Origin of the sequence: Lentzea sp. NPDC060358, from assembly GCF_042725365.1 — a bacterium.
Taxonomy (GTDB): domain Bacteria; phylum Actinomycetota; class Actinomycetes; order Mycobacteriales; family Pseudonocardiaceae; genus Lentzea.
The window spans coordinates 1-10,423 of sequence record NZ_JBHXCW010000259.1 but is presented as its reverse complement, the minus strand read 5'-3'; the positions used below and the strand labels follow the sequence as shown (position 1 = coordinate 10,423).

12 protein-coding genes are annotated in these 10,423 nt (G+C 72.3%); 8 read left to right on the top strand and 4 right to left on the bottom strand.

Annotated elements, in window-relative coordinates:
- Positions 1 to 388 precede the first annotated feature (388 nt).
- Complete coding sequence (locus ACFWGZ_RS35035; protein WP_382455880.1) at positions 389 to 1,015, bottom strand: response regulator; 627 nt, start codon at positions 1,013 to 1,015, stop codon at positions 389 to 391.
- Positions 1,012 to 2,142: a sensor histidine kinase gene (locus ACFWGZ_RS35030; RefSeq protein WP_382455879.1), complete on the bottom strand. Its 1,131-nt coding sequence runs from the start codon at positions 2,140 to 2,142 to the stop codon at positions 1,012 to 1,014. Before ACFWGZ_RS35030 ends, ACFWGZ_RS35035 begins: the two co-directional genes overlap by 4 nt.
- Before the next feature lie 109 nt (positions 2,143 to 2,251).
- On the opposite strand from ACFWGZ_RS35030, the gene ACFWGZ_RS35025 reads away from it, so the two are divergent.
- The 3 genes from ACFWGZ_RS35025 (at position 2,252) to ACFWGZ_RS35015 (ending at position 5,706) form a co-directional block, all read left to right on the top strand.
- Entirely contained in the window at positions 2,252 to 2,926 is a 675-nt protein-coding gene (locus ACFWGZ_RS35025; RefSeq protein ID WP_382455878.1) for an ABC transporter ATP-binding protein, read from the top strand.
- Entirely contained in the window at positions 2,923 to 5,082 is a 2,160-nt protein-coding gene (locus tag ACFWGZ_RS35020) for an FtsX-like permease family protein (protein WP_382455877.1), read from the top strand. The genes ACFWGZ_RS35025 and ACFWGZ_RS35020 overlap by 4 nt, the downstream gene beginning before the upstream one ends.
- 78 nt (positions 5,083 to 5,160) lie before the next feature.
- Positions 5,161 to 5,706 carry a VanZ family protein gene (locus ACFWGZ_RS35015; protein ID WP_382455876.1) on the top strand — a complete coding sequence of 182 codons (546 nt, stop codon included), beginning with the start codon at positions 5,161 to 5,163 and terminating at the stop codon, positions 5,704 to 5,706.
- A gap of 1 nt (position 5,707) precedes the next feature.
- Here ACFWGZ_RS35015 and ACFWGZ_RS35010 read toward each other — a convergent pair whose 3' ends face one another.
- Positions 5,708 to 6,244 carry an SMI1/KNR4 family protein gene (locus ACFWGZ_RS35010; protein ID WP_382455875.1) on the bottom strand — a complete coding sequence of 179 codons (537 nt, stop codon included), beginning with the start codon at positions 6,242 to 6,244 and terminating at the stop codon, positions 5,708 to 5,710.
- Between the two features lie 84 nt (positions 6,245 to 6,328).
- Between ACFWGZ_RS35010 and ACFWGZ_RS35005 the strand changes: the two genes are divergently transcribed.
- Positions 6,329 to 6,655, top strand: a complete 327-nt coding sequence (locus ACFWGZ_RS35005) for a type VII secretion target (RefSeq protein ID WP_382455874.1) — start codon at positions 6,329 to 6,331, stop codon at positions 6,653 to 6,655.
- Positions 6,652 to 7,845, top strand: a complete 1,194-nt coding sequence (locus ACFWGZ_RS35000) for a C40 family peptidase (RefSeq protein ID WP_382455873.1) — start codon at positions 6,652 to 6,654, stop codon at positions 7,843 to 7,845. Before ACFWGZ_RS35005 ends, ACFWGZ_RS35000 begins: the two co-directional genes overlap by 4 nt.
- Here the strand turns inward: ACFWGZ_RS35000 and ACFWGZ_RS34995 are convergent.
- Positions 7,827 to 8,255, bottom strand: coding sequence for a limonene-1,2-epoxide hydrolase family protein (locus tag ACFWGZ_RS34995; protein WP_382455872.1), 429 nt, complete (start codon positions 8,253 to 8,255; stop codon positions 7,827 to 7,829). The two genes, ACFWGZ_RS35000 and ACFWGZ_RS34995, sit on opposite strands and share 19 nt — an antisense overlap.
- Positions 8,256 to 8,328: 73 nt before the next feature.
- Here ACFWGZ_RS34995 and ACFWGZ_RS34990 point away from each other — a divergent pair, with 73 nt between their 5' ends.
- Genes ACFWGZ_RS34990 through ACFWGZ_RS34980 form a run of 3 tightly spaced genes read left to right on the top strand, consistent with a single transcriptional unit; the run spans position 8,329 to position 10,388 of the window.
- Entirely contained in the window at positions 8,329 to 8,682 is a 354-nt protein-coding gene (locus ACFWGZ_RS34990) for a YbaB/EbfC family nucleoid-associated protein (RefSeq protein WP_382455871.1), read from the top strand.
- Complete coding sequence (locus ACFWGZ_RS34985; protein ID WP_382455870.1) at positions 8,679 to 9,116, top strand: YbaB/EbfC family nucleoid-associated protein; 438 nt, start codon at positions 8,679 to 8,681, stop codon at positions 9,114 to 9,116. Before ACFWGZ_RS34990 ends, ACFWGZ_RS34985 begins: the two co-directional genes overlap by 4 nt.
- Positions 9,117 to 9,170: 54 nt before the next feature.
- Complete coding sequence (locus ACFWGZ_RS34980; RefSeq protein WP_382455869.1) at positions 9,171 to 10,388, top strand: primosomal protein; 1,218 nt, start codon at positions 9,171 to 9,173, stop codon at positions 10,386 to 10,388.
- Positions 10,389 to 10,423: the final 35 nt, after the last annotated feature.

Genomic DNA, 10,423 nt, shown 5'->3' with positions numbered 1-10,423 from the left:
TCGCTCTGGCCCGGTTCGAGACGGGACCACCCCACCCGAACCGCACCACCCACGCAACAGCAAGCCGCCCAACGAAACAGGCGTGCCATCAACCCGCAGACGGCGCTGGCCGGTCTTTGATCAGTTGGCGGGGTGCAGGGGCGGAGCCCCGCTCTTGAAACAGGAACTCGCCGCAAAAACCCGACCACCTAGCCGGCGGCGTAAGCCTGGCCCCGCGCCGCCAGTTCCTCCCCGAGGATCCGAACCGCCTTCGGCCCAACCCCGTGAATCCTCAACAACTCCGCGGCAGAAACCGCAGTCAACGACTCGAACGTCGTATAACCGTGCACCGCCAGCTCACGAGCCGCCACCTTCCCGATAGACCGAGGAAACTCGGTCTCAGGTGAAGTCACGAGTTCACCAACCCGGCCCGCCAGGCCCAGGAAGCGATCCCCACCCGGTTCCGCACGTTCAACTTCGTCTGCACGGACGCGATGTGCGTCTTCACGGTCGACAACGACAGGAACAACGCCGAAGCGATCTCCTGGTTGGTGAGCCCCCGCGCCACCTCCCGCACGACGTCCTGCTCCCGAGCCGTCAGCAGCCCGAGATCCGGTCGCTGAGCCGGCCGCGAGAAGTGCTCCAGCATCCGCACGGTCACCTGCGGCGAGATCAGGGCGTTGCCCTGCGCCGCCGCCCGCACGGCCTCCACGAGCAGCGCCGGGCCGGCGTCCTTCGTGAGGAACCCGGACGCGCCGTTCTCCAGGGCGGTGTGCACGTACTCGTCCAGGTCGAACGTGGTCACCACGACGACCTTGGTGGAGCCGGAGAGCTTCTTGGTGACCTCCAGGCCGTCGAGGCCCGGCATGCGGATGTCGAGCAGCGCCACGTCCGGCTGGTGCTCGCGCGCGGCGGACACGGCCGCGATGCCGTCCGCCACGTCGGCCACGACGGTGATGTCGGGCTGCTTCTCGAGGATCATCCGGAAGCCGACGCGGACCATCTCCTGGTCGTCGGCGATGAGGACCGAGATCACTTCTTCCCTTCCAGGGGTAGCTCGGCGAGCACCTGCCAGCCGTTCTCGCGCGGGCCCGCGGAGAACAGGCCACCGAGCAGGTCGACCCGCTCGCGCATTCCCACCAGACCGTAGCCGCCGTGGTTCAGCTCGCCCGGCCGGCCGTCGTCCGCGACGACCACCCGCAGCGCGCCGCGGCCCGTCCGGGAGATCTCCACGTCGATGGCGGTGGGACCCTGCGCGTGTTTGTGCACGTTGGTCAGCGACTCCTGGACCAGGCGCAACACCGACCGGCCGAGCTCCGGCGGCACCTCGTCGGGCAGGTCGATGCGCAGCCTGGTCTCGATGCCGAGCTCGCGGGTCCGCTCGACCGCGGCGATCACGTCGGCGGCGAGGTCGGTCGTGGCGGCGTCGTTCTCGCCCTGCCGCAGCGTGCCGACGAGCCGCCGCATCGCGCCCAGCGCCTCCGTGCCCGAGCGGACGATGCCCGGCAGCAACCGGTGGGCGGCGTGCGGGTCGTCGTCGGAGACCTCCAGCGCCGCCTGCGCCTGCACCAGCATGCCCGTCACGTGGTGGGCGACGACGTCGTGCAGCTCGCGGGCCAGCGCGATGCGCTCCTCCTTCTGCGCGTCGGTCACCGCGGCGGCGAGCAGCCGGCCGCTCTCGGTGTCGCGGGCGCGGAAGTACAGACCGGTGCCGACGGCGGTGAAGCCGAGCACCAAGGCGCCGAACATTTCGTTGTAGTTGCCGTTGAAGAGCCAGTTGTCGCGCACGATCGCGGCGATCAGGCTCACGACCACCAGCGAGCCGACCGACCACGTGGCCGCGCGCTGCGGCTCCTCGCGCACCACCACGGCCGTGATGACGAGGAACGCGGCGGTCTCCGCGATCGTCAGCGGGCTGAGGATGGTGGGCAGGCTGACGTCGAAGAACCGCATCGCGAACGACGACGCCAGCACCGACGCCACGGCCACCGGGACGACGAAGTCGCGCGACTTGAACGAGGTGACGGCGACGATGCACAACGGCACGCCGAGCAGCCACACGAGCGCCTCGCCGCCGCGCGGCCCGTCCATCAGGATCAGCTCGCCCAGCATCAGCAACGCAAGCCCGGCGGCGATCGGCCATTGGCCCCGATGACTGTCCACGGGAGACAACGGTAGGACCCCGCCCCCTCTCCGGCCTCGGTCATCCGGCTGATCCGGTGTGTCGTCAAGGCTGAGGTTTTCGGCGCCCGTTCCCGGCACCTTCAGTGTCATGAATCCCGTTCTGGCCGCTCGTGGCCTGGTCAAGACCTACGGCGACGTGCACGCGCTCGCCGGGGTGGACATCGACATCTCCGCCGGGGACGTGCTCGCCGTCGTGGGCCCGTCCGGCTCCGGCAAGACGACGCTGCTGCACGTGCTGTCCGGCATCCTGCGCGCCGACGGCGGCGACGTGTTCCTCGACGGCAGGGCGATCGGCGAGCTGACCGAGACGGGCCGCAGCGCGTTGCGGCGCACGGCGTTCGGCTTCGTGTTCCAGTCGGGCATGCTCGTGGCCGAGCTGACGGCGGAGGAGAACGCGGCGCTGCCCATGCTGCTCGGCGGCGGGTCGCGCGAGGAGGCGCTCGGCGCGGCGCGGGTGTGGCTCGGGCGCCTCGGCCTGCGGGGCATGGAGAAGCGCCGGCCCGGCGAGCTGTCCGGCGGGCAGGCGCAGCGGGTCGCGATCGCGCGGGCCCTCGCGCACCAGCCGCGGGTGATCTTCGCCGACGAGCCGACCGGCGCCCTCGACACCAGGACCGGCCAGGAGATGATGACCGTCCTGCTGCAGGCGGCGAGCGAGACCGGCGCGGCCATCGTGATCGTCACGCACGACAAGGCGATCGCGGACCGGGCGCTGCGCGTGGTCGAGATCCAGGACGGGCGCATCGCGGCAGGGGTGTCGGCGTGAGGATCGCTCTCGCGGTGCTGCGCGGGGACCGGCGCAGCCAGATCGCGACCGTGCTCGTCGCGCTCGGCGTGATGATCGCCGTGTCGCTGGTGCTGTGGCTGGTGGCCGCGCCGAACGCGCTGCAGGCGCGCTCCGACCGCACGCTGTGGCGCGAGGTCTTCGGCGGCAAGGACGACGGCGCGATCTCCGTCGCCGTGAACCGGGACTCCTACGGCGACACGCTGATCCAGCGCTTCGACGTGGCGCGCACCCGGCCCGGTGACGTGGCGGTGGCGAAGGGCATCGCGCGGTTCCCCGAGGCCGGCGAGGTGCTGCTGTCCCCCGCCCTCGCGGACCTCGTGCGGACGACCCCGCCGGAGAAGCTCGGGAACCGGTTCCCCGGCAGGCAGATCGCCGAGCTCGGGCCGGAGGCGCTGAAGTACCCGGGAGAACTGGTCGCGATCATCGGTCACGCCGAGGTGCCCGCCGGCTACCCCGCGCCCGACCTGCGGGGCGGCACCGGCCCGTACGCCGACGACTACCGGAGCATGCTCACCCTGCTCACCCGCGTCGGACTGGTGGTGCTGGTCGTCCCGTGCCTGGTGCTGGTCGCCTCGGCCGCCCGGCTGACCGCGGCGAAACGGGAACGGCGCCTCGCGGCGCTGCGGCTCGCGGGCGCCAGTCCCCGCCAGGTCGTGGTGATGACGGCCGTGGAGACCGCGATCGGCGCGGTGGTGGGCAGCGTGCTGGGCGTGCTGCTGGCCCAGCCGTTCAGCCACGTCACCGCCACGATCCCGTGGGAGGGCGGGACGTGGTTCCCCGGCGACTTCGTGCCCTCGCCCGCGGTCGTGGCGGCGGTGGCCCTGCTCGCACCGGTGCTGGTCGTCGGGGCCGCGGTCCTGGGCCTGCGGCGGGTGGTGAACCAGCCGCTCGCCGCCGGGAGCAGGCGCACGGTGCGGCCGTGGCGGTTGCTGATGATCGCCGGCGCGATCGGCGTGTTCTTCCTCGGCGTCACCTACGCGCAGCAGGCGCGCGGGGACAACCAGTTCACCGTCGTGCTGCTCGGACTCGGCGGCGTGGCCCTCGCACTGGTGCTGGCCGGACCCGTGCTCACGGCGTGGGTCGGCAGGTTCTTCGTCGGGCGGTGGCGCGGGCCGTCGACCCTGCTGGCCGGGCGGCGGCTCGCGGGCGACCCGGTGGCGGCGTTCCGCGGCTCGGCGGGCGTGGTGATCGCGGTGTTCACCGGGTCGATGGCGCTGACCATGCTGCCCGGCCTGGAGAGCCAGGTCCCGTTCCGCGACGAGACCTGGGCCGAGAACACGCTCGTGGCGGAGGGCGTGCAGCACGACGTCACGCCGTTGCGGCTCGCGACCTCCGCGCCGATCGTCACCATGCTCGACGGCACGGTCGGCGACGACACCCGCGGCACGGCTGTCGTCGTGGGCCGCTGCGAGGAGGTGGCGAAAGTGCTGCCCGGACTGACCTGCCGGCCCGGTCCCGCCGTGTACGCGGCGGAACCCCTGCCGGGCACCAGGTTCGAGTCCGCGCGGTCCGAGACGACGCTGCCCGGCCGGTACGAGACGCGGCCCTTCTCCGGCAGCGGGCGGGTGAGCGTGGTGATCGACCGGGAGCTGCTGCCCGCCGTCGGCGGCGAGGTGTCGCTGGTGGCCGTGCCGACGACGGCCGAGAACCGCGACCTCGTGCACACGGCCCTGGTCGGCACCCTGCCCGGCGCGCGGCTCGCGAACAGCGACCAGCTCTACGGCGACACGCTCGTGGCCGACCTGGAGAGGGCCACCGTCATCGGCCTCTCGATCGCGGCGGTGCTCGGCGGAATCGGCGCGGCGGTGGCCGCGGCGGGTTCCGTGATCGACCGCAGGCGCACTTTCGGCGCATTGATAGCGGCCGGAACACCCATTCGCGTTCTGGCCCACGCATTGCGCCGGGAAGTGATGTTGCCGGTGTTCGCCGTCACGCTGGCGGCGTGCGGCGCGGGATTGGTCGTGGGCCTCGGACTGCTCAGCCTGGCCCGCGGACTGGTGGGCCACGGCGAGATGCCGATCACCCCGTGGGTGCTGGCCCCGGTGGGCGTCGGAGTCGTGGTCGCGCTGGTCGCGGCCCTGGCGTGCGGTCCGGTGCTCCGCGGCATCAGCCCGCGGGATTACGCGGCGGAGTAGCACTCGGCCGGAAGTACGAGAACGGAACCGGCCCTCAGCGCGATGTGCGCCGAGGGCCGGTTTTCTTACGTTGGATCCATGACGAATGCACAGCTCGCGAGCATCCAGTGGGGCGTTTTCCTCTCGGTCGTCTTCCTCGCCCCGCAGGTGTTGTTCGGCCGGCTGACATTCCGCGGCACCGCCATCACCGTGTACGCGAGCATGCTGTTCTCGGCGACCTTCCTGCCGATGCAGTTCGTGCCGCCGCGCCAGGCCGTGCAGCTGGTCCCGTTCCAGTGGGTCGCCGACACGATCCGCGACGGGCAGATCGCGTTCGACCAGATGACGCTGAACGTGCTGCTGTTCGTGCCGCTCGGGGCGATGCTGCTGTTCTGGGGCCGTCGCCCGCTCGGCCAGGCCGCGTTGATCGGCTACGGCGTCTCGCTGGTGGTCGAGGGCGCGCAGCTGCTGTGGGCCAACCGGATCTTCGACGTGGACGACCTGATCACCAACACCACCGGCACGGCGCTGGGCTGGCTGGGCGCGCTGGCCGTGCTGGCGGTGCGCGCCCGCGTGACGGCGGCGCCCCCGCGGCAGGCGGAGCGCGCACAGCAGGCGGAACGCTCGCTCGCCGGCGTGCGATGAGCTAGCTCGTGCGCCAGTGCAGCTCTTCCGCCGAGTTCACCTCGGGGAAGCAGTGCCCCACCGAGCCGCGGTTCTCCAGGGCCGTCGCCACCTGGTCGAACATCTCCGCGAGCGAGGCGTACTCCGGCTTCACCATCTCGTTGCGCTCCTGGTCCCACTCGACCACGCAGCCGCGCAGCACGCCCGGTCTCAGGTCGACCGCCAGGACGTCACCCGTGCCGTCGAACGCGATCGGCAGCCACTCCGGGTGGAACCAGCCGGTCGGCGAGCCCGCCTCGGAAGCGTCGGCCGCCCTGCTCGTGCGGGTGTCCCTCAGCACGAACGCGCGGTCCGCCCCCAGCGGCGTGTAGAAGGGCGGCAGGATCTCCGCGTACAGGCCTTCCGCGGTGCCGCCGAAGACGCTCCACCACAGCTGCAGGTCGATCGGAACCCGGAGCTCCGGCAGCGCGTCGTACCTCGGACGCAGCACGGCACGGGTGGCGGGAGCGTGTTCCGCCAGCCAGGCCAGGATCCGGTTCCAGTGCTCGATCACACCCACGGACCCATGATCTTGGCGGAACGACGGGCGAGGTACCGCTCATCGGGGCAGGATCGGGGCGAACAGGCCACGACTGGGGGATGAATGGCGGAGCAAGGTCTGAGGGTCGACCTCGACGCCCTGACCGGGTACGCGTCGGCGGTCAGCGGCCTGGCGGGCGAGGTGGGCTCGGTCGGCACGGGCACGCTGAACGGCACCACGGCGCTGCCCGGAGACTGCTTCGGCAAGCTGGGCAACGAGGTCGGGCTCAACGCCGCGTTCCAGGCCGCCGCCCAGGCCCAGCTCGACGCGCTCGCGGCCGCGGCCACCGGGCTGACCGGGCTCGGCACGGCGGTCGCCAAGGCGCGCGACGCCTACATCGCGCAGGAAGACGCGCACAAGGCCTCGATCGACAAGGCGGCGCGGACGTGAGCGCCGAAGGCATGCTGAGCCAGTTCCTGGCTCCCATGAAGGAGAACCTCGCCAAGCTCGACGGCGACACCGGTGGCGCCACGCGCGCGGCCGACGCGTTCGGGCGTGCGCAGACCGCGATGACCGACCTCGCGACTCGGCACGGTTCGGCCTCGACCGCCGTGCTCAACACGTGGTCCGGCGACAAGGCCAACGGGTTCACCGGCCGCGTCTCGGCCTTCGCGACGGCCGCGAACCTGTTGTCCTCGAACGCTTCCACCATCAAGACCGTCGCGTCGACCGGTGTGACCGCGGTGACCGGCGGGCGCACCGCGATCCAGGGCCTCATCGACGAGTTCGTCGGCAAGGCGACGCCGAAGCTCGAGGCCGCGGTCGCCGCGTCGAAGTTCTCCGGCGCCGGCCTCGTCCTCGCCGCGATGGCCGAGCTCGCCGGGATGGCGGCGGACTACCAGAGCAAGACCTCGGCCGAGCTGCAGAAGGTGCGCGACCAGCTGACCCAGCTCGTCGGGCAGCTCACCGGGCTGCAGACGCCGGACCGGGGTGCGCTGGAGAAGCTCGGGGAGCCGCTCGGCGGCGACGAGGGCACCACCATGACGGCGAGCGCCACCGAGGTGCCGCCCGCGAAGCACGACCCCGGCGCGGGCCCCGGTTCCGGTTCGGGCGGCGGCAGCGGCGGGGGCGGCGGCGGATCGGGCGGCGGTGGCGGCGGAGGCGGCTCCGGCAGTGGCGGCGGAGGGGGCGGTGGTGGCGGATCGGGCCCCCGGCTCCCCGTCGCGATCCCGCCCCAGCCCGGCGACGGCGTCGGCGTGAACCTGCCCGACGGCAGCAGTTCCGAGGCGCCGAACGAGACCGCGGCCATGGCCGTGCGCAACGCGTTGTCGGCGCTGGGCACCCCGTACGTGTGGGGTGGCGCGAACCCGCCCCAGGGCACCGACTGCTCCGGCCTCACGCAGTGGGCGTACGCGGGCGCGGGCTTCGACATCCCGCGCCCGGCGTCCTCGCAGGCGATGGGCGCCTCGGTGCCTCCCGGTGACGTGCTGCCCGGCGACCTGGTGGTGTGGGACGGGCACGTGGCCATGATCATCGGCAACGGTCAGATGGTCGAGGCCGGCGACCCGGTGCAGGTGCAGCCGATCCGCACCTCGAACTCCGGGATGTCGTTCTACGGCTTCTACCGGCCGACGGGCTGAGCGAACCCGCGGGCGGCCGTGAGGGCCGCCCTGCCCAGTCCCCGCAGGCAGGCGAACAGGAAGGTGGCGTTGTCGTAGTAGTCGCGCCACAGCACGACCTTCCCGTCGCGCACCACGAACGTGCCGCAGACCCAGAACTCCGCGCGCCACGCCCCGCGGCCGATCACGTCGGTCCGCTCGGTGAGCACGACGTCGCCGTTGACGGCGATGTTGTGAACGCGCACCTCGACCTCGTGGACGACCTTGTGCATGGCCCGCAACTGCTTCGCCACCGCGGCGCGTCCCCTGGCGGGCGGCAGCGGCACGTTCTGCCACACGACGTCGTCGGCCATGAGCCGCACGACCTCGTCGGGATCGCAGCTCTCGGTGGCGCGCAGCAGCGCCTCGACGACTTCGCGGGGATCGGTCATGCCCCCGACCCTAACGACCGGCCCGCCGGGAACGGCGGGATGCGGCACACTGTCCTCACCAGGGGGTGATCACGTGGACGACGACGCCGAACGCGCCGCGCGCAAGGTGCGCGAGGTCGAGCGCGCCGTGGCCGAGCACGCCGCGCGCAGCGGTCCGATCACGGCACGGGTGTCCTCTCCGGACGGCGCCGTGACGGTCGTCGCGACGCCCGGCGGCCCGCCCCGGGAGATCACCGTCAGCCCCGCGTCGCTGCGGATGGGCCCGCACGGGCTCGCCGCCGAGATCGTGCGCATCGCCGAGAAGGCCCGGCGCGCCGCCGACGCCCAGCTGCACCGGACGCTGGAACGCGTCGTCGACCCGCGGGAGCTGACCGCGATGGGGATCGAGAACACCCGCGACGACGACGAGCACGGGTGGCGGCCGTGAACGAGGAGCGCGTGCAGGCCACCGAGCGGCTCCAGCGCGAGCTGAAGGCCCTCACCGCCACCGTGGAGCACCCGAGCGGGCTGTGCATGGTCACGGCGTCGGCGAAGGGCGAGATCAGGGCGCTGCACCTGCACCCCGCGCTGCTCACCCGGGGTGCCCGCGCGGTCGGCCAGGTCGTCACCGAGACCGTGCGGCTCGCGACGGACGCGGCCGTGCAGACGAGCTTCAACAAGGTGGCGCTGGCCCTCGGCGACGGCGTGGCGATCGACGTCGAGTCGATCGCGGGCGACTCGCCGTTCCGCGCGACGTGGAACCCCGTCGTGCCCCCCGTCGCCCCTGCTGAGCAGGGACCGCCGGAGCGCAGGCCGCGGACGCCGCGCCCCGAGGACACCGACGACGACGCCTTCTTCGAGAACCCCATGTGGTTGCGGTGATCAGCACCGTTACCCTCGTCCACGGCATCAGGCAGGCGTGACCGGGAGGTCAGGATGGCGCAGGACATCGTCCCCATCGAGCTGGGGCTGACGCAGGGTGACGTCGTCACGCTGTGGGCACCTCGCTGGCGCGAGAAGGGCGAGGAGTGGGAGGCGTTCCTCGGTGACGAGGAGGACCTGTTCGTCTTCCCCGACGCCGCGCACCTCGCCGCGTTCGTGCGCACCGCCGAGGAGCACGACCTGACCGACCACCCGGCGTGGCCGGTCGTGCCGTCGCTGGGCGTCGCGGACCTGTCGCCCGACGACAACCACCAGTTCGACCTGGTCGGCGTGCCCGAGCTGATCGCGGAGGACCCGGACACCTGGACGATCGGTGAGCTCGCCGACGTCATCGCGATCGTGCGCTCCCTCGCGGACGTGTGCGACCTCGAGAAGGTGCACGAGGTCCTCGACGCGGCCGAGGGCTTCTCGCTGCTGCCGCAGGGCACGCTGCCGTTCAGCGGCCGTGACGGCGCGAAGCTGTGGGACGCGATGTCCGAGGTCGTCTCCGAGAAGTGGGACGAGGTGCTCGACGCGATCGACAGCGTCGTGAACACCCCCGAGGTCCCGGAGAAGCAGCTCGCCGTCGCGCAGGAGGAGCTCGCCGCCCTGGAGGCCGAGACCGCCGCCGCCGCCGAGGTCGAGGACCCGGCCGACGCCGGCGACGAGGAGAAGGCGGCGCCCACCGGCTTCTGGGCCGACGCGGGCATCGACCCCATCAAGATCATCACGTCCGCCGGCGAGTTCTACACGCTGCGCTGCTACCTCGGCGACGACCCGGTGTTCCTGGGCCGCCGCGGCAAGATCGAGGCCTTCGGCTCGGGGCGCGCGCTGAGCCGCTTCGTCGCCGAGAACGACGACCACGACCTGGCCGAGGTCGAGACGTGGAACGACGTGAAGGTCAAGGCCACCGCGGGCGAGCTCGACGTCGACGTGGACGACGAGAACGTCTACGTGCTGACCGGCATCGCCGAGGACATGGAGGAGGGCCCCGACTCCCTCGACCCGCAGCAGCTCGACCTCGCCGTCGAGCTGTTCGAGGACGCGGCGGAGTGGGCCGGCGACGAGTCCGTGAAGGACGCGCTCGCCTCCTCCGAGTCGCTGGGCTGGCTCGTGTCGTTCGTCGTGTCCCCGGACCCGACGCGTCTCGCGCCGTCCGCGCCCTACGACGCCGAGGTGGCCGCGTTCCGCGAGCTGCAGGCGAAGTTCGAGGACCGGCTCGTCACCCACTGAGTCCGCTCGTGCGAAGGGCCGCTCACCTCGGGGTC

Excerpts from the sequence above, each read along its gene's own strand:
- ACFWGZ_RS35025 (WP_382455878.1), top strand. The coding sequence starts at position 2,252 with ATGAATCCCGTTCTGGCCGCTCGTGGCCTGGTCAAGACCTACGGCGAC.
- ACFWGZ_RS35015 (WP_382455876.1), top strand. The coding sequence starts at position 5,161 with ATGACGAATGCACAGCTCGCGAGCATCCAGTGGGGCGTTTTCCTCTCG.
- ACFWGZ_RS35005 (WP_382455874.1), top strand. The coding sequence starts at position 6,329 with ATGGCGGAGCAAGGTCTGAGGGTCGACCTCGACGCCCTGACCGGGTAC.
- ACFWGZ_RS34995 (WP_382455872.1), bottom strand. The coding sequence starts at position 8,255 with ATGACCGATCCCCGCGAAGTCGTCGAGGCGCTGCTGCGCGCCACCGAG.
- ACFWGZ_RS34980 (WP_382455869.1), top strand. The coding sequence starts at position 9,171 with ATGGCGCAGGACATCGTCCCCATCGAGCTGGGGCTGACGCAGGGTGAC.